Origin of the sequence: Erwinia rhapontici (assembly GCF_020683125.1) — a bacterium.
In the GTDB taxonomy this organism is placed as follows: domain Bacteria; phylum Pseudomonadota; class Gammaproteobacteria; order Enterobacterales; family Enterobacteriaceae; genus Erwinia; species Erwinia rhapontici.
In genome coordinates this window covers 4171849-4191008 of record NZ_CP085627.1, presented here as the reverse complement: position 1 = coordinate 4191008, position 19160 = coordinate 4171849, and the positions used below count along the sequence as shown (strand labels likewise).

The following is a 19160-nucleotide window of genomic DNA, read 5'->3' as shown; positions in this document are numbered from 1 at the left end:
TGAACAATGATGGCTGAGAGAAATTATTTATTATGTTAATCAAATTATTAACCAAAGTTTTTGGTAGCAGCAACGACCGTACACTGCGCCGTATGCGTAAATCTGTAGAACAGATCAACAAGATGGAACCGGATTTCGAGAAGCTGTCTGACGACGAGCTGAAAGCGAAAACCGTCGAGTTCCGTGCGCGTCTGGAAAAAGGCGAAGAGCTGGATAGCCTGATCCCTGAAGCCTTTGCAACCGTACGTGAAGCCAGTAAGCGTGTGTTTGCCATGCGTCACTTCGACGTACAGCTGCTTGGCGGTATGGTGCTGAACGATCGCTGCATCGCGGAAATGCGTACCGGTGAAGGTAAAACCCTGACCGCAACGCTGCCAGCCTACCTTAACGCGTTGAGCGGTAAGGGTGTTCACGTGGTGACCGTCAACGACTACCTTGCCCAGCGTGATGCGGAAAACAACCGTCCTCTGTTTGAGTTCCTCGGTCTGAGCATCGGCATCAACTTGCCAGGTATGCCCGCTCCAGCAAAACGTGCCGCTTATGCTGCTGATATTACCTACGGCACTAACAACGAATACGGTTTTGACTACCTGCGCGACAACATGGCATTCAGCCCGGAAGACCGTGTACAGCGTAAGCTGAACTATGCGCTGGTGGATGAAGTTGACTCCATCCTGATTGATGAAGCACGTACACCGTTGATTATCTCCGGCCCTGCTGAAGACAGCTCTGAGCTGTATATCAAGGTCAATAAAATCATTCCTAACCTGATCCGTCAGGAAAAAGAAGATTCTGACAGCTTCCAGGGGGAAGGCCATTTCTCTGTTGATGAAAAATCGCGTCAGGTTCACCTGACCGAACGCGGCCTGGTGGCCGTTGAAGAATTGATGGTCAGTGAAGGGATTATGGCTGAGGGAGAGTCTCTCTACTCGCCAGGTAACATCATGATGATGCACCACGTGACCGCTGCACTGCGCGCCCACGTGCTGTTTACCCGTGACGTTGACTACATCGTTAAAGATGGCGAAGTGATCATCGTCGATGAACACACCGGCCGTACCATGCAGGGCCGTCGCTGGTCTGATGGTTTGCATCAGGCCGTTGAAGCTAAAGAAGGCGTGGAAATCCAGAACGAAAACCAGACGCTGGCTTCAATTACCTTCCAGAACTATTTCCGTCTGTATAACAAACTGGCCGGAATGACCGGTACTGCCGACACTGAAGCGTTTGAGTTCAGCTCTATCTACAAGCTGGATACCATTGTGGTGCCAACCAACCGCCCAATGGTTCGTAAGGATCTGCCGGATCTGGTCTATATGACTGAAATGGAGAAGATCGGCGCGATCATCGAAGACATCCGCGAGCGCACCGCTAACGGCCAGCCAGTGCTGGTCGGGACCATTTCGATTGAGAAATCGGAAGTGGTGTCTAATGAGCTGACCAAAGCGGGCATCAAGCACGAAGTGCTGAACGCCAAGTTCCACGCACGCGAAGCGGATATCGTCTCTCAGGCGGGCCAGCCAGCAGCGGTTACCATTGCAACCAACATGGCGGGTCGTGGTACTGACATCGTGCTGGGCGGTAGCTGGCAGTCAGAGATTGCTGCCATCGAAGAACCAACGGCTGAACAAATTGAGGCAATCAAAAGCGCGTGGAAAATTCGCCATGATGCTGTGCTGGCCTCCGGCGGTCTGCATATCATCGGTACTGAGCGTCATGAATCACGCCGTATTGATAACCAGCTGCGCGGCCGTTCAGGCCGTCAGGGTGACCAGGGTTCTTCCCGCTTCTACCTGTCAATGGAAGATGCCCTGATGCGTATCTTCGCCTCAGACCGCGTCACCAATATGATGCGTAAACTGGGTATGAAGCCTGGCGAAGCGATTGAGCACCCATGGGTGACCAAAGCCATTGCCAACGCTCAGCGTAAAGTAGAAAGCCGTAACTTCGATATCCGTAAGCAGCTGCTGGAATACGATGACGTTGCCAGCGATCAGCGCCGTGCTATCTATACACAGCGTAATGAACTGCTTGATGTGTCTGACGTGTCAGAAACCATTGCCAGTATTCGTGAGGATGTGTTTAAAAGCACCATTGATAGCTACATACCGCCGCAGTCTCTGGAAGAGATGTGGGATGTTGCTGGTTTGCAGGAGCGCCTGAGCAACGATTTCGACCTCAATCTGCCGATTCAGGAATGGCTGGATAAAGAGCCGGAATTGCATGAAGAGACGCTGCGTGACCGCATCATGGAGCAGGCGAAAGAGCAGTATCAGCGTAAAGAAGAAGTGGTTGGCGTTGAAATGATGCGCAACTTCGAGAAAGGCGTGATGCTGCAAACGCTGGATTCCCTGTGGAAAGAACACCTGGCAGCAATGGACTACCTGCGTCAGGGCATCCATCTGCGCGGCTACGCGCAGAAAGATCCGAAGCAGGAATATAAGCGTGAGTCCTTCGCAATGTTTGCGGCAATGCTGGAATCACTGAAGTATGAAGTGATCAGCACCCTGAGCAAGGTTCAGGTGCGTATGCCGGAAGAAGTTGAACAGATGGAAGAACAGCGTCGCCTGGAATCTGAGCGCCTGGCACAGCAACAGCAGTTAAGCCATGTGGATGCCGATACCGAAGCGGCACAGTCTCTGTCTGAACAGACCGGCGAACGCAAAGTGGGGCGCAATGACCTGTGCCCGTGCGGCTCAGGTAAAAAATACAAGCAGTGTCACGGTCGCCTGGCGTAGTCAGCCGCGAACGATAACACCAGGGGCCGGAAATTTTTCGGCCCTTTTTTTATGTGTTTTGCCAAAGGAACAGTATCCAGATCGCCGCTGCCAGCGCCGGGCCAAAGGGCAGTCGTGCCGACAGTGAGCGCTTAACCACCAGACGCGCCAGCATGAAAACAGTGATACCCAGAGATGAAGCCAGTAGTAGTAATGGCGGAAGGGTTTGCCAGCCCAACCATGCCCCTCCGGCAGCCAGTAATTTCGCATCCCCCTTTCCCAGACCTTCTTCACCACGCACGATCTGATAACACCACGCGAGTAGCCAAAATAACCCATAACCTAGCACGGCGCCGGCAATCCCCTGTTCCAGAGACACTGATGGCATCACTCCGGCAAGATGGCACAGCAGACCTACCCATAACAAAGCAAGCGTCAGGCTGTCCGGTAATAAAAAATGCATACTGTCGATGATCGCCAGCGCCAGTAATAGCCAACTCAGCAGCAGAGCGGCCAACAGCAACAGTCCTGCAGGCAGGAGGCAGGCGACCAGTAATGTGATCAGCAGTGACAGACTTTCGATGGCGGGGTAACGCCAGGAAATGGTCTCCTGGCATCCTCTACAGCGCCCGCGCAGCCACAGCCAGCTAAACAGAGGAATGTTATCGCCCATCGTCAGTGTTATCTGACAGTGTGGGCAATAAGAGCGTGGAAATCCCAGGTTGAACCGGTGAGGGTCGTTTCGCTGTATCATCAGCGGAAGCCTGAAAACCACCACATTCAGCAGACTGCCTGCACACAGTCCAGACATCACCAGCAATGCCCAGTAAATCCATACTGATTCCGTCGCAAATTGCAGCATTATTTTCTCCCTCTCTCATCCATGATGCTGCGCACTATAGCGCCGGATACCGGGTGAAGGCAGGGCTGAATGCATTTGCACCATGTTACATTTCAGCCATGCGGCGAGGCTCGATCTTTCCGATCTTACCCGCATAACAACTTGTCATTGGGGGGCAACGCTGGAATAGTGGCGGGAAAAATAAGTCAGCCAGTGAAGTGAGGAAAACATGAAGCACCTGCAAGTGGCCGTTGGCATTATTCGTAAAGATGGAGAAATTTTTTTAGCGCAACGCTCCGCAGACTCCTATATGGCCAACCGCTGGGAGTTTCCTGGGGGGAAAATGGAAGAGGGTGAAAGCCCCGAACAGGCGCTGAAACGTGAGTTGCTGGAGGAAACCGGCATCGAGGTGGTGAATGCCACGGCGTACGATACTGTCGATCACACCTATGACGATTTGCGCGTTACGCTGCACTTTTTCATTGTCGATCGCTGGAATGGCGAGCCGTGGGGGCGTGAAGGGCAGCCACAGCGCTGGGTCAGGCAGAGCGAACTGGATGCGGAGGCATTCCCCCCCGCAAACGTTGAGATTGTTGCGCGACTGAAAGCCAGCGCTTAATCATTAATCGCGATCAAATGGCTGCTCACTCCAGTCATCGCTGTCAGTCTGGTCACCGCTGCTGGGAATACGTTTCTCTTCAGCGGCCCATTCACCCAGGTCAATTAACTGACAGCGCTTGCTGCAGAATGGCCTCCAGGTACTGAGTTCATCCCAGATAACCTGTTTACTACAGGTCGGGCAGTTCACTACGGTTACATCATTCATTACACTTACCTTAACAACAGGCCAGCTCGAAATCGAAGCGGGCAGGAACTTCACCACGTTCGCTGTCCAGTGGCAGAAAACGGATGGCATAACGGCTTTTATGGCCAGAAATCTGAGGATATAACGCATCATCCAACCGGAGTTGCATACGCAACAGGTCAGCTCCTTCCGCATTATCCTGGAAGAAACCATTCAGGCTGGTGTGATTACGGAATATCCCTGACTGGCGAATCAGATCGAGGATCATTGTCAGCGCCTGTTGTATCGGTACGAGCGATGCCATCCAGGTGGTCACCTGCTGGTCACGCAGGTGCTGTTCAATATGAAGCCAGATATGTAGCGTAGGCAGATCAAAGCTACAGCAGCCTCCTGGAATGCTCAGGCGCTGACGCACCAGGGCTATCAGCCGTTCTTCGCGTAAAATCTGGCCCATGCGGGGGGCGGACATCAACGTAGCACCGAAACTTTTAAGATCGCTGCGCAGTGTGTTAATACGCGCCATATCTACGCCAGGCACTTCCGCCCAGCCCAGCAGTTTCTGCTGCTGACGTTCAAGTTCTTTCAGGATATCTGTACGAAGCTCGCCGCGCTCAAAGACGTCCAGGAGTTCGGCAGCATTACGGAAAAAGGTCAGGGCACCCAAATGGTCGGTGATTTTCTGGCTGGCAGTCAGCTGTTTTAGTAAAAATTCGATACGCAGCCAGGTGCGCATTTTCTCATTCAGAGGGTGCTCAAATAGAACCATTGTACTCATACTGTTAATCCCGATAGCGTGTCGCAGCCAGCGCCAGATAACGCTGGTTGAGTTCGGCAACGTGCGCTGTCACCGTCTCAAGCGACCCGCAGTTATCAATAATATCATCCGCTACTGCCAGACGCGCTTCGCGTGTTGCCTGTGCAGCAAGAATATTCTCAGCCTGTTCACGGCTAATGTTATCACGGCTCATGGTCCGGGCCAGTTGCGTTTCACGGTCTACATCGACCACCAGTACCCGGTCAGCCAGATGCTGCAAATTATTCTCCACCAGTAGAGGAACCACCCACAGACACCATAGTGACTGGGTTAATGCTAGCTGCTGTCGGGTTTCTGCATGGATAAGAGGATGTAACAAATTATCAATCCAGCGTTTTTCCGCTGGAGAGCTGAAAATTTTCTGGCGTAATGCCGGCCGGTTTAACGAGCCATCCGGGTGCAGCACATCGTCGCCAAATCGGGCGTGAATAGCGGCTAGCGCGGGCTGGCCCTTTTCCACCACCTGACGTGCGATAATATCCGCATCGACAATATCAACGCCCAGTGAGGCAAAGGCATTCGCAATGGTACTTTTTCCGCTGCCGATACCACCGGTCAGCGCTACGGTATAGCGCATAGGTCTTGATTCTCTCTGCCTTGTCGTACTGGAATTTGCGCGTTGAAGGCAAATTTGAGGCACAGATCACAAGACAAATTCACAGGTAAATTTCTCGAATTGTAGCCTAAATAAATCAAATTTCGCAGTCTTGTCGGCGCGTTTTTAGCGCGTATGATAGCGTCACTGGAGCGGGCAATTTGCTTATGACCAAAAGTGTTGCCCGCAGAGTGCGTTATTGCACCAACGCCATCAACCAGGAAATCTGTTATGCGTATCGAAGAAGATATTAAGTTAGGCTTCAAAGATGTTCTTATCCGGCCAAAGCGTTCAACGCTGCAAAGCCGTTCTCAGGTTGAGCTGGAGCGTCAGTTTACCTTCAAGCATTCAGGTATTGCCTGGTCAGGCGTACCGATCATTGCCGCGAATATGGATACCGTCGGTACTTTCAGCATGGCACAAGCACTGGCCTCATTCGATATCCTCACCGCAGTGCATAAGCATTACAGCGTTGAGCAGTGGCGGGCATTTGTTGAGCGTTCCACGCCTGCGGTGCTTCAGCATGTCATGGTGTCGACCGGCACGTCTGAGGCAGATTTCCTGAAGTTACAACAAATCCTGGCGTTATCACCGGCACTCAATTTTATCTGTATCGATGTGGCTAATGGCTACTCTGAGCACTTTGTGGCTTTCCTGCGGCGGGCACGCGAAGCCTGTCCGGGGAAAACCATCTGCGCCGGCAACGTCGTGACGGGCGAAATGGTCGAGGAACTGATCCTTTCCGGGGCAGATATTGTGAAAGTCGGTATCGGCCCGGGTTCTGTTTGTACTACCCGAGTGAAAACGGGGGTTGGCTACCCGCAGCTGTCTGCCGTTATTGAGTGTGCCGATGCGGCGCATGGATTGGGCGGCCAAATCGTGAGTGATGGTGGTTGTTCGGTGCCTGGCGATGTTGCAAAAGCTTTCGGTGGCGGAGCCGATTTTGTCATGCTTGGCGGTATGCTGGCGGCCCATGATGAATGTGAAGGGACGCTGGTCGAAGAGAACGGCGAACAGTTTATGCTGTTCTACGGCATGAGTTCAGAGTCGGCCATGAAGCGTCATGTAGGCGGTGTTGCGCAATACCGTGCAGCTGAAGGAAAAACCGTTAAATTGCCGCTTCGTGGGCCTGTTGAGTTTACCGCACGCGATATTCTCGGCGGCCTGCGTTCAGCTTGTACTTATGTGGGCGCTGAGCGCTTGAAAGAACTGACCAAGCGCACGACGTTTATTCGTGTTAATGAGCAGGAAAACCGCATTTTTAACCGATAAGAATAGCCTTTAACGCCACAAGTGCTCCCGCCCAACCGGGCGGGGACATGGTTTTTAGCCGAGCGCATCCCCTAACCGGAACACGGGCAGATACATCGCCACCACCAGCGTGCCCACAATTCCCCCAATGACCACCATCATTAATGGCTCTAGTGCGGCGGCCAACTGGTCTGCCAACTGATGGGTCTGTTGTTCATGCCAGCTTGCCAGTCTTTCCAGTAACGTATCCAGTGACCCTGACTCTTCGCCCACCTTGACCAACTGATAACACAGTGGGGTGAACAACGTATGCGACTTCAGCGCCTGATGCAGCGGATTACCGGCAGCGATATGTTGCTGTAACTGCATGATGGCCTCACGCCAGAGTAGGGGCGAAAGCGTTTTCTCAACCGCCTGAAGGCTTTGCAGCAGAGTCAGCCCGGCACGCTGAGTCATGGAGAGCGTGGTAAATATCTGGGTCAACAGACTGCCCTGATACAGCGTGGCAATCAGCGGCAATCTGAGTAACAGACGCTGTTCTCGCCGCTGCCAGGCTTGGGATGTCCTGCGCTGAACGTTCCAAAAAACACCGATACTCACAATAAACACCATAAATATCAGTGCCTGTTGCTGTAGTAGCTTAGAAAATGCAATGACCGCGGAGGTAAAGGCGGGGAGTGGCGCGTTGAAGGTGTGGTAAATTTCGACGAACTCCGGTAACACAAATACCAGCATACCGATGCTGACCAGCAGGGCGACCGCCAGAATAAAGAATGGGTAGCGTAGTGCTTTTTTCACTTTCAGCTGTAACTGTTGCTGCCGTTCTTGCTGGCTTGCCAGTTGCTGGCAGCACTCATCCAGCTCCCCTGTCAGTTCGCCAATGTGCACCAGTGCCGGAAACAGCGGTGGGAAAACATCCGGCCATGCAGCCAGCGCCTGCGAGAAAGGTTCTCCGGCGGAAATGCTCTGCTGAAGCCGCAACAACAGCGCCTGCCAGCCGGGTTCAGGGTGATCTTCGCCCAGCAGCTGTAAACTGCCCGTCAGGGGAATTCCCGCTTTCAGTAACGTTGCCAACTGGCGGACAAATGCGTTCTTCTGTTGCCACTGCCAGTGACGCGGAGCATAGCTGCGGCCACGGGCGATCTTTAACGGGAGCTGATGAACAGCCGCAAGATCCTCAATAATCTGCCCGGCGCTGGTGGCAAAACTGCTTCCCTGATGTAACTGCCCGTCGTCGTCAATCGACTGCCAGCGGAAAAGTGTTCGTTTATTCATCACTACCACCCGCTACACGGGTTAACTCTTCCAGAGTGGTATCGCCACGATTCACGCAGTGAAGCCCCTCAACAAACAGTGAGTTCAGTCCTTGTTGACGTGCAATATCTGCCAGCTCTTCCGGGCGTGCCGATTTTGCCAGCGCATTTTGCAGCCGCGCAGTGATGGGGAGTAGCTCAAACAGTGGCAGACGCCCATAGAAACCAGAAAAACAGTGTTCACAACCCACCGCACGCCAGTTCTGCACGGTACCCGGCCAGATATGAGGCGGAAAATGGGCCGTTGCTTCTGCGGGCTGGCGGCAGTGTTTGCACAGCCTGCGAACCAGACGTTGAGCAATCACCAGTTTGAGCGCAGAGGCCAGCAGATAGCCTGGCACCCCCATTTGCCCCAGACGTACCAGCGTTTCAGTAGTGGAGTTAGTATGCAGAGTCGATAGCACCAGATGTCCAGTTTGAGCGGCTTTAACGGCGATCTCAGCGGTTTCTCCATCGCGGATCTCACCGATCATAATGACATCGGGATCCTGGCGCAGCAGGGCGCGTAATACGCGATGAAAATCGAGCCCGGATCGGGCATGAATCTGGGTTTGGTTCACGCCTGCCAGGGGGATCTCCACCGGATCTTCCACGCTGCAAAGATTACGTGTGGCGACATTTAGCCAACTGAGGCCACTGTAAAGCGTGAACGTTTTTCCACTTCCAGTGGGGCCGGTGACCAGAATCATTCCCTGAGGGCGGGATAATGCATCACGGTAGCGCTTGAGAAGCGGGCCAGGCATACCGATATTCTCCAGTGCAATTGCCCGCGTATCGCTTTGCAACAGGCGCACCACCGCCTTTTCACCAAAGCGGGTGGGCAGCGTCGACAGGCGAAATGATTCCGTCGTATTGTTCAGCGCCAGTGAAAACTGCCCGTCCTGTGGGACGCGGCGTTCCGCAATATCGAGGCCCGCAAGAATTTTAAGTCGTGCGATGAGTGCTGCGCTATTTTCACAGCCTGTTGCCGGCAGCAGTTGCATGACGCCATCGACGCGCAAGCGCAGACGTAACCCGTTTTCCTGTGGTTCGATATGCAGGTCAGAGGCACGTTTTTGCAGTGCCTGGGCCAGCAGATAATCCACTTTTTCTACCGCTGTACCGCTATGCTCTTCCGGGGCAGGTTCTTGCGCGGCTGTTGTCATTGTCTGTCGGGAAAACTGCTCCAGCCTTGCCTGTGGCCAGCATTCGACATTAATTGCGCTATGCGTAGCGAAGCGTAATTCAGTCATCATTTCATGACTGGGTGAGTCTGCCAGCGCAATGTGAAGCCGTTGCGGATTGCATTCAATAATTACGGCTTGGTAACGGTGGCAGATAGCCTCCAGCGCCCGCTGTGTCTCTACTGTCATGGCGTCTCATCCTCATCAAAACGGAATACATCCTGACAGGCGTCCTTCAGTCCGCTATTGGTGCTGCTACAACTGCGCTGCCAGCTTAACTGGCCATCATTGCTATTCCACTGGGGGCTCAGTTTCACACTCAGCCCTTTGAGGCTCTCCTGGCCGGTAAGCGTGATGACTCCTGCATTGGTGGTCAGTGCCGAAACATAGCGTGAGGTCCGTTCAGCCGGAACCCCGTTACTCCCCGCGCTACAGTTTCCACTGCCACCGCGTTCAATGGCGCACAGCTCTACGGCAGTTTTATACGGCATCGCCGTTTGCAGCATATCGGTGAGTGCGGCTTTTTGCAGATAGCCCTGGTAAGCGGGCAGGCCGATGGCGCTGAGAATCGCAATAATCGCGATGACAATCATCAGTTCGATCAGGGTAAAGCCCTCTTGGTAGTTCATGGTAAACCTCCTTGTGTATTGAGGCTGGCAACATAAACCCGGGATGTGCGGTCAGCCAGCGGCAAACGGCAGCTTTCAGAGGAGGGACGTAAAGAGTTTTGGGCGTTACAGAGAGTTGCGGGTAACCAGGAAGCCATCTCGCAAAACCGAAACGCAGGCAGAAAAAAGGCCAGCATGTATGGCTGGCCTGGGGTACAACGAGGACATTGTCTGACGCGATATCTCTTAAGCGTCGTTACCTTTTAGCGAAAGCGCATCGACAGGTCGAGGGCACGCACATGTTTGGTCAGAGCACCTACGGAAATATAGTCCACGCCAGTTTCGGCAAAGGTCCGCAGGGTTTTATCCGTCACATTACCCGACACTTCCAGCAGTGCACGGCCATCGCTCAACGTGACGGCTGCACGCATCTGTTCAACGGTAAAGTTGTCCAGCATCACGATGTCAGCACCGGCCTGCAACGCCTGTTCCAGCTCGTCCAGCGATTCAACTTCCACTTCTACCGGTACATCAGGGCGCAGCCAGGAGGCTTTCTCGACCGCCTTGGCAATCGAGCCGCAGGCAATAATGTGGTTCTCTTTGATCAGAAACGCATCGGACAAACCCAGGCGATGGTTCGCTCCACCGCCGCACAGAACGGCATACTTCAGCGCAGTGCGCAGCCCCGGCAGGGTTTTACGCGTGTCGAGCAACTGTGTGCGTGTGCCTTCCAGCAGGGCAACATAGCGGCTGACTTCTGTCGCCACGCCCGAGAGCGTCTGCACAAAGTTCAGCGCGGTGCGTTCAGCCGTGAGGATCAACGGCGCCGGGCCGGTGACTTCAAACAGGATTTGATCGGCGGTGATCGCATCACCATCTTCAACGTGCCAGGTCACTTGCGCGTTGTCGCCCAACTGGATAAACACCTCTTCTACCCAGCGTTTACCACAAAAAACACCGGGTTCACGCGTGATGACTACCGCATGAGACAGGGTGTCGGCAGACAGCAGGCTGGCGGTGATGTCTTTACAGGGATCGATTTCCCCGCCCAGATCTTCACGCAGCGCCTGGGCAACGCCAGGGGGAATATCATCTTCAATACGGCCCATCAATTCAGCTCGGCGGCTGTCCGGATCGTAACGGCGGGAGGTCATGATCAAACTCCGAAAGGTCGGATAACAGAGGCTGACATGCTAGCGCGTTTACTGCACCCATACCAGCCAGCGCCACGTGATCATCCGTCATTCTCCACCGGCCAGTGAAAGGCGTTACCGCTGGCAAAAGACCAGTCCTCTGGCTGCGTAAAGCTCAGGGTGACCATCACATCCTCCGGGCGTACCGACAGTTCAGAGGCCAATCGGTGTGCCAGATGATGATAGAACTGATGTTTTTGCTGTGTCGAGCGGGGCCGGCCGGCAGTGATATGGAACCAGATAAATCCCTCCGAGCGTGGGCCGCCAAGATAGTGGCGCGGGAACACGCGCTGGCCTGGCGCATATTCATCCAGTAGCTGAAAACAGTCGTCGGTGGGGACGTCGAAGAAGTCCACCAGGGTGCGGTGCAGAATCTCAGACAACGCCTGACGGAAAACAGGCGTTGTGCCTGCGGGCAGGGCAATACGGCTGAAAGGCATGTCGGTTACTCCTGAGGTTGATGACCGGGCTGGGGTAAATGGCCGAGGGCTGAGACGGCAGCGGGCCAGCCGCAGTAGAACGCCAGGTGCGTCATCACTTCGGCCAGTTCGGCGTTACTCAGGCCATGTTGCCGGGCAAAATCCAGGTGCCAGGGTAACTGCTGGTCTCGGCCGAGGGCGATTAACGCCGCCACCGTGATCAGGCTGCGCTCGCGCTTACTCAGTTCGGGTCTCTGCCAGATCGTGCCGAACAGTGTCTGCTCAGTTATCGCTGCCAGCGTGGGCGCGACGCTGGCCAGGCTGTGACGGTCAAGAGGGGTGGTCATGTTGCTGTTCCTGTAGTGAGGAAGAAGTCAGCAGCATAGAACGCGAAAATAGTTTATAAAATCGCATAGATTGGTATCAATAATCCCGAAAAACAGGATGATTAATGCAACCGTTTAAACGTATGACTTTCGATCTGGATGCGTTACGCACGTTTGTTCTCGGTATTGAACTGGGAAGTTTTGCGCAGGCGGCCGATCGCCTGAACCGCTCGACATCTGCCGTCAGCGCACAGCTTAAAAAACTGGAACAGCAAACGGGGTTACTCCTGTTGCAGAAAAGCGGGCGACGCCTGATGCTCACCGATGATGGAGAGTTACTGATGGCTTACGGGCGGCGCCTGCTGGCGCTCAATGATGAAGCGTTTAGCGCATTGTCCGGGCGGGATATTGCTGGCAACGTGCGCATTGGGTTACAGGAAGATTTTGGCGAGACGTTGCTGCCAGCGCTGCTGGGGCAGTTTTCCCGGGCACACCCTCTGATACAGATCTCCGCGCGCATCGGGCGTAACAGCGAACTACTTCAGGGGATTCGTCAGGGAGAGCTGGATCTGGCACTGTGCTGGCAGGGTGAGGAAACCTCACGTTTTATGCAGCCACTACCCGCTGCACCGCTGTGCTGGATAGGATGTGATGAGTCGCCGTTTACGCAATGGATGGAACAAGGTGATGTTTTACCGCTGCTGCTGTTTGATGCACCTTGTGTGATGCGGACCCGTGCTATTGATGCACTGGACCATGCTGCAATTCCGTGGCGGGTGGCATTTACCAGCCGGAGTCTGAGTGGCATCTGGGCCGCCGCTGCCGCCGGGTTGGGCGTGACGCTACGTAGCGGGTTTGGCCTGCCAGTCGGACTACAGCGACTGCAGCATCCGCTGTTGCCGCAAGTGGCCGATTTAGGCCTGGTGCTGCATCTGGGGCAGGAGATTTTACCTCCTGCCGCCGCTCGTTTACGCGAAATACTGCTTGCGCAGCTGGCCCCGGTGTTGCCGCAGGCCAGCCTCGCTACAGCGGGATAACTTTACCGCTGTACAGTACGGGGCCGGTCGGCTGCCCGGTTGGGGAGCCACCGCGCGGTTCAAGACTGATAGCAAGCGTTGGCAGGCTGGCCAGCTGAATTTCCTTCACGGCCACCTGCTGAAGAGCTGAATGATCAATCAGCCCAAGCGATTGCGGTTTTTCCCCTGGCGGGATCAGCCACAGCTGCAAGCTGCGATCGGACTGCACGGCAGAGGCATTGATGGCCTGGACTGTGAGCTGCGTTTTATCCGGGCTGAGGCTGACCACCCAGGATCCTTGCTGGCTGTCACCGTTAAGGACCGCCACGGTCTGCGGTGCCGGAGGCACAGTAAACTGGTTATACAGCAATGCCCCGGCAAACGAGGCGGCCAGCGCCCAGCCGAGCCATGGCCAGCGCACACTGCTCTTACGCATTTTATCGGCAGGAAGCCCACGGGCGATGCGTTGCCACACCGCTTCCGGCGGGATAACAGGCGTAACCCGCTGATCCAGTTCAGAGAGTGAATTCTGCCAACGGCTGACTTCTGCCGCCAGCTCAGGTTCCTGCGTCAGGCGACGGGAAAAACGCTGGCGTGCTGCACCACGCAGGGTGCCAAGGGCATATTCTGCGGCCAGTGCTGAGTCAAAATCGCGTCTGCTTTTCATATGCCCACACACTCTTTTAGTTGAGTTAATGCACGGCGGATCCAGCTTTTAATGGTTCCGGCAGGCTGCTCCAGGTGCAGGGCAATTTCACTGTGCGACAGCCCCTGGTAATACGCCAGCGTGATGCTTTGCCGCTGTTCAGACGTCAACTGCGTCATACAGTCTGCCAGCCTGCGCGACTCCGAGCCTGAAGGTAACTCTGCTGGTGAACGGTCAACATCGAAAAGGGTGTCATCCTCTTCCAGTTCTTCAACGCGGTTGTCCTGCAGGCGCAGATAATCAATAGCGCGATTGCGCACAATATTGGTGAGCCAGGTCTTGGGGGCACTGAGCGCCGGGTCGAAGCTGCCAGCACGCTGCCAGACAGTAAGGAAACTGTCGTGCAGAACCTCTTCTGCCCAGTCGCGTCGGCGTAACATCCGCAATGCGATGGCAAAAAGGTAGGGTGAATAACGGTGGTAGGTCGCTTCAAAAGCCCGTTTATCGCCGGCCGCAATGGCCTTCATTAACAAAATCTGGCTATCTGTTACGTCGTCCGTCATGAAACGTCCTGAAAAAAAAGAGGTGCAGAAGGAGTATGAAAAAAACCTGCTGCACCAATTATATACCCTTTATTTTTACATCAGCGGGTATATTTAATTTTTCCCTTGGTGTTGGCACACGATGGATTAAGGCATCAGTACCGTATCAATTACATCAATCACGCCATTTTTTTGTTGCACGTCATAGGTGCTGATATTGGCAACATTGCCTTTATCATCTTTTACCTGAATATTGTGTGGGCCATTCATCATCAGCCACAACGGGGCGCCATTCACGGTTTTCAGCTCAGTGCTGCCGTTGCCTTGTTTGATTTTTTTCACCAGCGTCTTCATATCATACTTTCCGGCCACCACATGGTAGGTCAGCACGCTGGTCAGCGTTGCTTTGTTTTCCGGCTTCAGCAGGTTATCCACCGTGCCAGCGGGCAGCTTGGCGAAAGCGGCATTGGTGGGGGCGAAGACGGTGAAGGGGCCAGGGCCTTGCAGTGTATCCGCGAGGCCTGCCGCTTTTACAGCAGCGACCAGCGTGGTGTGATCTTTCGAGTTCAGGGCATTCTCAACGATATTATGGGAAGGGAGCATAGCGGCCCCACCCACCATCACGGTATTCTTGGACATCTCAGCCATTGATGCGGCACTGAACAACACTGAGAGACACAGAGCGGTACGGATGAACGTTTTCATGATGAATTCCTTTGGGTAAGAGAAGGCATTTTTGCCTTACATAGTCCCGTCATGTTTGAAGCGGCAACGGCATGAGCATCATCGGATGCTGGCCTGCTGTAACTCCAATTATGCTGGTTATATCTATCTACGGTTGAGAGTGGAAATCGGATGCAAAAAGATGAAAATATTTTTTGCCACAGTAAAAAGGCCGACAGATAAGTTTGATTAAGCTGAAAAAAACCATGTTAATCTGCGAGAGTCTGAACACAGGAGATCGGTATGCAGTTGCGAGATGGGTGGATCGCTGGCGTGCGGCATGTTCCGTCGCCGCATGTTAATCAGCGACCTGACGATGAAGCACCTTCACTGCTGGTGGTGCACAATATCAGTTTGCCGCCCGGTGAGTTTGGTGGCCCCTGGATCGATGCGCTGTTTACCGGTCAGCTTGATCCTGGCATTCATCCCTATTTCGCTGATATCTGTCATTTACAGGTGTCTGCGCACTGTCTGATCCGCCGCGACGGCGAGATCGTGCAGTATGTGCCTTTTCATCTGCGGGCATGGCACGCCGGGGTTTCTCGCTATCAGGGGCGTGAAGTCTGTAATGATTTCTCCGTAGGTATCGAGCTGGAAGGCACGGATACGCTGCCCTATACCGATGCGCAATATCAGGCGTTGCAGGCCGTGACGCAGCTGTTAATTGAACACTACCCGATGATGGCGCAGCACATCACCGGGCACAGCGATATTGCACCTGAACGTAAGACGGACCCTGGACCCTCTTTCGACTGGGCGCGTTTTCGCGCCGACCTTGGGCATAACACCCTGACCACACTCAATGGGAGTTAAGGCATGACGTTATTCAGCCTGTTGCTGGTTCTCGGATGGGAACGATTATTTAAAATGGGTGAACACTGGCAACTGGATCATCATCTGGTGCCACTGTTCCGCGCTCGTCAGCGTTTTTCTCTGGTGCGTACGCTGTTGATGGTTGTGATGATCATGGCTATCGTCGCTCTGTGCTTACTGGCGCTAAAAGGGCTGTTTTTTGGAGTGCCTAAGCTGCTGTTCTGGATACTGATCGGTCTGCTCTGTATTGGCGCCGGGTCGGTGCGTCTGCACTATCACGCTTATCTGAAGGCGGCCAGCCATAACGACACTGATGCTCATAACGCCATGATTGAGGAATTGACGTTGATCCACGGCGTACCCGGCGAGTGTAGCGAACGTGAGTTTTTGTCTGAACTGCAAAATGCGCTGCTGTGGATTAACTACCGTTTCTATCTGGCACCGCTATTCTGGTTCGTGGTGGGGGGGCCTTGGGGGCCGGTGCTGCTGGTGGGCTATGCGTTCCTGCGTGCCTGGCAGAGCTGGCTGGCGCGGCAGCAGAATCCGCTGGCGCGCGCGCAGTCCGGTGTTGATGCCATTCTGCACTGGGTTGACTGGATCCCGGTACGGTTGGTGGGCGTAGCTTATGCCTTGCTGGGGCACGGTGAGCGTGCATTACCCGCGTGGTTTGCGTCTCTGGGCGATCGCCACACACCGCAGTATCAGGTGCTGACACGTCTGGCCCAGTTCTCACTGGCGCGCGATCCCCACCTGGATAAGGTGGAGACCCCGCGTGTGGCAGTGATGCTGGCGAAAAAAGTGTCACTGGTCCTCGTGGTGGTGGTGGCGTTACTGACTATTTACGGCACGCTGGTGTAACACGCTGTCTGCGGGTGGTGTGCCGAACTGCGGCAGGCCATCGGCACTCCAGCTGAATGTTTTCACCCGGGTATGGCGGTTAGGGTCGTATAGCGGGTCACCTTCAATTTCGGTGTAATTGCGTGCGTGATACACCAAGACGTCTTCGCCATTCTCCCCGACCGTAAAGCTGTTGTGGCCCGGACCATATTGATGGTTCTCCCAGTCGGTGGTAAATACGGGCGCAGCAGATTTATGCCAGTTTTCTGGCTGTAGCGGATCCGCATCGACATCAATCCACAACAACCCCATACAGTAATTCTCATCGGTGGCGCTGGCCGAGTAGCTGACAAACAGGCGCCTGCCATGATGTATTGCCGCCGGGCCTTCATTGACGCTAAATCCTGCACACTCCCATTCATACTGCGGGCGGCTGAGCATCACCGGCTCGCCTTTTATCTGCCAGGGGGTAGCCAACTCTGCCAGGTAGAGGTTGGAATTACCGGGGATGGCCGGATCTTTCTGCGCCCACAGATACCAGTTTTTCCCCTGATGGACGAAGTGTGTGGCATCCAGCGCGAAGCTGTCGATGGGGGTCAGGATCTGACCGCGTTCGACCCATTCTCCTTTCAGTGGATCGATATCATCGCAGGTGAGGGCAAACATGCGGTGCTGGAACAGACCTTGTTTAATCTCCTGTGATGGCGCTGCCGCAAAATAGATCACCCACTGGCCGTCAATCAGATGCAGTTCCGGTGCCCAAATCAGGGCGCTCATGGGGCCCTGCTCAGGTTTGCGCCAGACGACGACGGCATCGGCCTGTGCCAGTTCTGCCAGGGTAGCGGCGCGGCGGATCTCCAGCCTGTCGTACTCCGGTACCGACGCGATAAAATAGTAGCTCCCCTGATGGCGCAGAATAAAGGGATCGGCGCGCTGTTCAATTAACGGGTTAGGCCAGTGGCTCATCGTGCGGCTCCTTGTGGTTTGGTTTTCAGTTCTTTGTGCTCATGATAGTCATTCAGCTCCTGATAGTTTGTACGGCGCTGCTCAAGGTCGCTCTGGATTTGCAGCATCAGCGTGCGGTCCACTTTCAGCAGGCGTACCACGCCAGCCGTAATCAGGTATCCCACCGCTGGGATAACGGTAAACAGCAGCACGATACCGTTCAGCGCAGCGGGGCTTTGTTGTTTCGCGCCAGCATTGTAACCGTACCAGGAGAGCAGGAAACCGACCATGGCACCAGCCACCGCCAGCCCGACTTTTAGGAAGAACAGGTTGCCGGAGAAGCTGATACCGGTAATGCGTTTACCGGTTTTCCACTCACCGTAGTCATCAACGTCGGCCATCAACGACCAGTGCAGTGGTGACGGGATTTGATGCAGGATGTTCAGCAGGAAGTACATCACCAGCACCAGCATCGTTGCCTGCGGGTCAAGGAAGTAAAAGCCACCGGAGAATGCTGCCAGCACGATGTTGGTCCAGAAGAACACTTTCAGCTTGCACCAGCGGTCGGTCAGGATCTTCGCCAGCGTACTGCCGATCATCATGCCTACCACGCCAAGGCTGATAAACAGCGTGGCGAAGTGAGTCGATTGCTGCATCACCCAGGTGACGTAATACATGGTGGCAGCCATACGAATAAAGCCAGGGCAGACGTTGCAGAAGGTCAGCAGCAATATGCGTACCCACTGATCGTTCTTCCACACGTCGCGCAGGTCAGCTTTCAGGTCGTCATTGCTGGGCACTGCCGGACGAATACGCTCGCGTACCGTGGCAAAGCTGAACAGGAACATCAGCAGTGCCACCAGCGCCATCACACCCATAGCCATCTGGTAGCCGCGCGCCTTGTTGTCACCGCCAAACCACTCTGCCAGCGGCAGCAGCGTCAGTGACAGGATCAGCGTGGCAATCCCGACCATCACAAACCGGTACGACTGGCAGGAGACGCGTTCGCCGGGATCGTTGGTGATCACGCCACCCAGGGAACAGTAGGGGATATTGATCGCGGTATAGGTCAGCGACATCAGGAAGTAGGTCGCAAACGCCCATATGACTTTGCTGTTATAGCTCCAGTCTGGCGTGGTGAACATCAGCACACTGAACAGCACATAGGGTACGGAGACCCACAGTAACCAGGGGCGGAAACGACCCCAGCGACTCTGAGTCCGGTCGGCAATCGCACCCATAATCGGGTCCGTGACTGCATCCAGCACCCTGACAGATAACAGGAGAACGCCCACCAATGCAGGCGCCAGTCCGAAGACATCCGTATAAAAATAGTTAAGAAAGAGCATGATGGCGCCGCCGATCATATTGCATCCGGCATCGCCCATTCCGTAACCAATTTTCTCTCTGACTGAGAGTTTTGAGCCCTTCATGGATAATTCTCCCGCGTGTCTTTAGTGCTTGAGAGTATTCACGCTTATCGGATGCGGTGCGCAGGTGCAAAACGTCGCAGAGATGGACAAAACGCCTGGAGAGGGGAAAGTGTGAAGCAGATAACAATTCGGCCAGCTAGTGCTGGCCGAATCAATAGCA

21 protein-coding genes are annotated in these 19160 nt (G+C 54.5%); 6 read left to right on the top strand and 15 right to left on the bottom strand.

Features of this window, described 5'->3' with window-relative positions; genetic code table 11:
* Positions 1-32: 32 nt before the first annotated feature.
* Positions 33-2738: a preprotein translocase subunit SecA gene (gene secA / locus LJN55_RS19335; RefSeq protein ID WP_167863366.1), complete on the top strand. Its 2706-nt coding sequence runs from the start codon at positions 33-35 to the stop codon at positions 2736-2738.
* A gap of 49 nt (positions 2739-2787) precedes the next feature.
* Here secA and LJN55_RS19330 read toward each other — a convergent pair whose 3' ends face one another.
* Complete coding sequence (locus LJN55_RS19330) at positions 2788-3579, bottom strand: prepilin peptidase (RefSeq protein ID WP_227535066.1); 792 nt, start codon at positions 3577-3579, stop codon at positions 2788-2790.
* 208 nt (positions 3580-3787) lie between these two features.
* On the opposite strand from LJN55_RS19330, the gene mutT reads away from it, so the two are divergent.
* Positions 3788-4177, top strand: a complete 390-nt coding sequence (gene mutT, locus LJN55_RS19325) for an 8-oxo-dGTP diphosphatase MutT (protein WP_133842291.1) — start codon at positions 3788-3790, stop codon at positions 4175-4177.
* 3 nt (positions 4178-4180) lie between these two features.
* Here mutT and yacG read toward each other — a convergent pair whose 3' ends face one another.
* From yacG to coaE, 3 genes are read right to left on the bottom strand one after another with little or no spacing between them, the layout of a single operon-like run.
* On the bottom strand, positions 4181-4384 hold the full coding sequence (yacG, locus tag LJN55_RS19320) for a DNA gyrase inhibitor YacG (protein WP_133842290.1): 204 nt from the start codon (positions 4382-4384) through the stop codon (positions 4181-4183).
* Positions 4385-4394: 10 nt separating this feature from the next.
* Positions 4395-5138, bottom strand: a complete 744-nt coding sequence (gene zapD / locus LJN55_RS19315; protein ID WP_133842289.1) for a cell division protein ZapD — start codon at positions 5136-5138, stop codon at positions 4395-4397.
* 4 nt (positions 5139-5142) lie between these two features.
* Positions 5143-5754 (bottom strand): dephospho-CoA kinase, encoded by a 612-nt coding sequence (gene coaE, locus LJN55_RS19310; RefSeq protein ID WP_133842288.1) that lies wholly within the window; start codon positions 5752-5754, stop codon positions 5143-5145.
* Positions 5755-6003: 249 nt separating this feature from the next.
* On the opposite strand from coaE, the gene LJN55_RS19305 reads away from it, so the two are divergent.
* Positions 6004-7044, top strand: a complete 1041-nt coding sequence (locus tag LJN55_RS19305; protein WP_133842287.1) for a GMP reductase — start codon at positions 6004-6006, stop codon at positions 7042-7044.
* Positions 7045-7098: 54 nt separating this feature from the next.
* Here LJN55_RS19305 and hofC read toward each other — a convergent pair whose 3' ends face one another.
* From hofC to LJN55_RS19275, 6 genes are all read right to left on the bottom strand, one after another.
* On the bottom strand, positions 7099-8298 hold the full coding sequence (gene hofC, locus LJN55_RS19300) for a protein transport protein HofC (RefSeq protein WP_227535065.1): 1200 nt from the start codon (positions 8296-8298) through the stop codon (positions 7099-7101).
* Positions 8291-9688, bottom strand: a complete 1398-nt coding sequence (gene gspE / locus LJN55_RS19295) for a type II secretion system protein GspE (RefSeq protein ID WP_159336887.1) — start codon at positions 9686-9688, stop codon at positions 8291-8293. The genes hofC and gspE overlap by 8 nt, the downstream gene beginning before the upstream one ends.
* On the bottom strand, positions 9685-10128 hold the full coding sequence (gene ppdD, locus LJN55_RS19290) for a prepilin peptidase-dependent pilin (RefSeq protein WP_159336888.1): 444 nt from the start codon (positions 10126-10128) through the stop codon (positions 9685-9687). Before ppdD ends, gspE begins: the two co-directional genes overlap by 4 nt.
* A 242-nt stretch (positions 10129-10370) precedes the next feature.
* Complete coding sequence (gene nadC, locus LJN55_RS19285) at positions 10371-11261, bottom strand: carboxylating nicotinate-nucleotide diphosphorylase (RefSeq protein ID WP_133842283.1); 891 nt, start codon at positions 11259-11261, stop codon at positions 10371-10373.
* 80 nt (positions 11262-11341) lie between these two features.
* The gene (locus LJN55_RS19280) at positions 11342-11740 is read right to left on the bottom strand and encodes a tautomerase family protein (RefSeq protein ID WP_133842282.1); all 399 of its coding nucleotides are present in this window, start codon (positions 11738-11740) and stop codon (positions 11342-11344) included.
* A gap of 5 nt (positions 11741-11745) precedes the next feature.
* Positions 11746-12066, bottom strand: coding sequence for a carboxymuconolactone decarboxylase family protein (locus LJN55_RS19275; protein ID WP_227535064.1), 321 nt, complete (start codon positions 12064-12066; stop codon positions 11746-11748).
* A 104-nt stretch (positions 12067-12170) separates the two neighbouring features.
* Here LJN55_RS19275 and LJN55_RS19270 point away from each other — a divergent pair, with 104 nt between their 5' ends.
* Positions 12171-13082, top strand: a complete 912-nt coding sequence (locus tag LJN55_RS19270; RefSeq protein ID WP_133842280.1) for a LysR substrate-binding domain-containing protein — start codon at positions 12171-12173, stop codon at positions 13080-13082.
* Here LJN55_RS19270 and LJN55_RS19265 read toward each other — a convergent pair.
* From LJN55_RS19265 to LJN55_RS19255, 3 genes are all read right to left on the bottom strand, one after another.
* Complete coding sequence (locus LJN55_RS19265; protein WP_167863369.1) at positions 13069-13728, bottom strand: anti-sigma factor; 660 nt, start codon at positions 13726-13728, stop codon at positions 13069-13071. The two genes, LJN55_RS19270 and LJN55_RS19265, sit on opposite strands and share 14 nt — an antisense overlap.
* Positions 13725-14270, bottom strand: a complete 546-nt coding sequence (locus LJN55_RS19260) for an RNA polymerase sigma factor (protein WP_133842278.1) — start codon at positions 14268-14270, stop codon at positions 13725-13727. Before LJN55_RS19260 ends, LJN55_RS19265 begins: the two co-directional genes overlap by 4 nt.
* Before the next feature lie 126 nt (positions 14271-14396).
* The gene (locus tag LJN55_RS19255) at positions 14397-14954 is read right to left on the bottom strand and encodes a fasciclin domain-containing protein (protein ID WP_133842277.1); all 558 of its coding nucleotides are present in this window, start codon (positions 14952-14954) and stop codon (positions 14397-14399) included.
* 261 nt (positions 14955-15215) lie between these two features.
* On the opposite strand from LJN55_RS19255, the gene ampD reads away from it, so the two are divergent.
* Both ampD and ampE read left to right on the top strand, forming a co-directional pair.
* On the top strand, positions 15216-15785 hold the full coding sequence (gene ampD, locus LJN55_RS19250; RefSeq protein ID WP_227535062.1) for a 1,6-anhydro-N-acetylmuramyl-L-alanine amidase AmpD: 570 nt from the start codon (positions 15216-15218) through the stop codon (positions 15783-15785).
* 3 nt (positions 15786-15788) lie between these two features.
* Positions 15789-16643 (top strand): beta-lactamase regulator AmpE, encoded by an 855-nt coding sequence (gene ampE / locus LJN55_RS19245; RefSeq protein ID WP_133842275.1) that lies wholly within the window; start codon positions 15789-15791, stop codon positions 16641-16643.
* Here ampE and LJN55_RS19240 read toward each other — a convergent pair.
* Together LJN55_RS19240 and LJN55_RS19235 are read right to left on the bottom strand one after the other, a co-directional pair.
* Entirely contained in the window at positions 16614-17588 is a 975-nt protein-coding gene (locus tag LJN55_RS19240) for a glycoside hydrolase family 43 protein (RefSeq protein WP_200641629.1), read from the bottom strand. The two genes, ampE and LJN55_RS19240, sit on opposite strands and share 30 nt — an antisense overlap.
* Positions 17585-19000 carry a glycoside-pentoside-hexuronide (GPH):cation symporter gene (locus tag LJN55_RS19235; protein ID WP_159336894.1) on the bottom strand — a complete coding sequence of 472 codons (1416 nt, stop codon included), beginning with the start codon at positions 18998-19000 and terminating at the stop codon, positions 17585-17587. Before LJN55_RS19235 ends, LJN55_RS19240 begins: the two co-directional genes overlap by 4 nt.
* Positions 19001-19160: the final 160 nt, after the last annotated feature.

What these genes read in the sequence shown, in the direction of transcription:
- secA (WP_167863366.1), top strand. Translation starts at nt 33, where the DNA reads ATGTTAATCAAATTATTAACCAAAGTTTTTGGTAGCAGCAACGACCGT.
- LJN55_RS19330 (WP_227535066.1), bottom strand. Translation starts at nt 3,579, where the DNA reads ATGCTGCAATTTGCGACGGAATCAGTATGGATTTACTGGGCATTGCTG.
- mutT (WP_133842291.1), top strand. Translation starts at nt 3,788, where the DNA reads ATGAAGCACCTGCAAGTGGCCGTTGGCATTATTCGTAAAGATGGAGAA.
- yacG (WP_133842290.1), bottom strand. Translation starts at nt 4,384, where the DNA reads ATGAATGATGTAACCGTAGTGAACTGCCCGACCTGTAGTAAACAGGTT.
- zapD (WP_133842289.1), bottom strand. Translation starts at nt 5,138, where the DNA reads ATGAGTACAATGGTTCTATTTGAGCACCCTCTGAATGAGAAAATGCGC.
- coaE (WP_133842288.1), bottom strand. Translation starts at nt 5,754, where the DNA reads ATGCGCTATACCGTAGCGCTGACCGGTGGTATCGGCAGCGGAAAAAGT.
- LJN55_RS19305 (WP_133842287.1), top strand. Translation starts at nt 6,004, where the DNA reads ATGCGTATCGAAGAAGATATTAAGTTAGGCTTCAAAGATGTTCTTATC.
- hofC (WP_227535065.1), bottom strand. Translation starts at nt 8,298, where the DNA reads ATGAATAAACGAACACTTTTCCGCTGGCAGTCGATTGACGACGACGGG.
- gspE (WP_159336887.1), bottom strand. Translation starts at nt 9,688, where the DNA reads ATGACAGTAGAGACACAGCGGGCGCTGGAGGCTATCTGCCACCGTTAC.
- ppdD (WP_159336888.1), bottom strand. Translation starts at nt 10,128, where the DNA reads ATGAACTACCAAGAGGGCTTTACCCTGATCGAACTGATGATTGTCATC.
- nadC (WP_133842283.1), bottom strand. Translation starts at nt 11,261, where the DNA reads ATGACCTCCCGCCGTTACGATCCGGACAGCCGCCGAGCTGAATTGATG.
- LJN55_RS19280 (WP_133842282.1), bottom strand. Translation starts at nt 11,740, where the DNA reads ATGCCTTTCAGCCGTATTGCCCTGCCCGCAGGCACAACGCCTGTTTTC.
- LJN55_RS19275 (WP_227535064.1), bottom strand. Translation starts at nt 12,066, where the DNA reads ATGACCACCCCTCTTGACCGTCACAGCCTGGCCAGCGTCGCGCCCACG.
- LJN55_RS19270 (WP_133842280.1), top strand. Translation starts at nt 12,171, where the DNA reads ATGCAACCGTTTAAACGTATGACTTTCGATCTGGATGCGTTACGCACG.
- LJN55_RS19265 (WP_167863369.1), bottom strand. Translation starts at nt 13,728, where the DNA reads ATGAAAAGCAGACGCGATTTTGACTCAGCACTGGCCGCAGAATATGCC.
- LJN55_RS19260 (WP_133842278.1), bottom strand. Translation starts at nt 14,270, where the DNA reads ATGACGGACGACGTAACAGATAGCCAGATTTTGTTAATGAAGGCCATT.
- LJN55_RS19255 (WP_133842277.1), bottom strand. Translation starts at nt 14,954, where the DNA reads ATGAAAACGTTCATCCGTACCGCTCTGTGTCTCTCAGTGTTGTTCAGT.
- ampD (WP_227535062.1), top strand. Translation starts at nt 15,216, where the DNA reads ATGCAGTTGCGAGATGGGTGGATCGCTGGCGTGCGGCATGTTCCGTCG.
- ampE (WP_133842275.1), top strand. Translation starts at nt 15,789, where the DNA reads ATGACGTTATTCAGCCTGTTGCTGGTTCTCGGATGGGAACGATTATTT.
- LJN55_RS19240 (WP_200641629.1), bottom strand. Translation starts at nt 17,588, where the DNA reads ATGAGCCACTGGCCTAACCCGTTAATTGAACAGCGCGCCGATCCCTTT.
- LJN55_RS19235 (WP_159336894.1), bottom strand. Translation starts at nt 19,000, where the DNA reads ATGAAGGGCTCAAAACTCTCAGTCAGAGAGAAAATTGGTTACGGAATG.